The 673-nt window shown below is 46.2% G+C and carries 2 protein-coding genes; both read left to right on the forward strand.

Annotation, left to right across the window (positions count from 1 at the left end; translation table 11 throughout):
- Positions 1–11: 11 nt before the first annotated feature.
- Positions 12–137, forward strand: a complete 126-nt coding sequence (locus A3763_RS17015) for a nitrite reductase (NAD(P)H) small subunit (protein WP_082880500.1) — start codon at positions 12–14, stop codon at positions 135–137.
- A gap of 229 nt (positions 138–366) precedes the next feature.
- Positions 367–673: substrate-binding domain-containing protein (locus tag A3763_RS17020; RefSeq protein ID WP_197482944.1), on the forward strand; the 307-nt coding region annotated here is incomplete at its 3' end.

The following is a 673-nucleotide window of genomic DNA, read 5'->3' on the forward strand; positions in this document are numbered from 1 at the left end:
CCGGCAAGTACGTGGTTGCTTCTCCCCTATACAAACAGCACTTTGACCTTAAGACAGGCGAATGCCTTGAGGAAGAAGACAAATCTGTAACTGTTTACCCAGTTAAACTCGAAGGCGATTCGGTCTTGCTAGCCTAGGCAGCAAGCAAAAAAGTTCTATCAAGCGGGGTGTGTTGGCTGGACTCACGAGGTCGTAAAACAGTCTTCCCACCCCATACATTCTTTCCCTTGTATGTCGCAAGGTTTAGCCCCGAAAGGGGCTTCTTTTTTAACCCCCATCATAAACTTGCTGAAATCAGTGCAATCGTTCAATATGCGCTTTTAACCAAAGCCAACACTTACAAATAGCAGCTGTTTCAGACCTTAGATGCGCACACCTATATTCAATTACCCAATAATCTGGCTCAAAGCTTTTCTGGCAAGCCTGGTTATTTTCTCCTGCTCTACAAAGGTGTGGAGCGAAAGCGCCAATATCGCGGTTGCCTCTAACTTTATCTCCACCGCCAAAGTTTTAATTAAAAACTTTGAGAGTGAAAGCAAGCACAAGATCCATGCCTCCTATGGATCGTCGGGTAAGTTGGTCGCACAAATTACTCACGGCGCTCCTTTCGAGCTATTCTTGTCGGCCGATCAAAAGTCACCACACTTCCTCAGCGCTAAGCACCTTACCCTAC

It is taken from the genome of Oleiphilus sp. HI0128 (assembly GCF_001635365.1).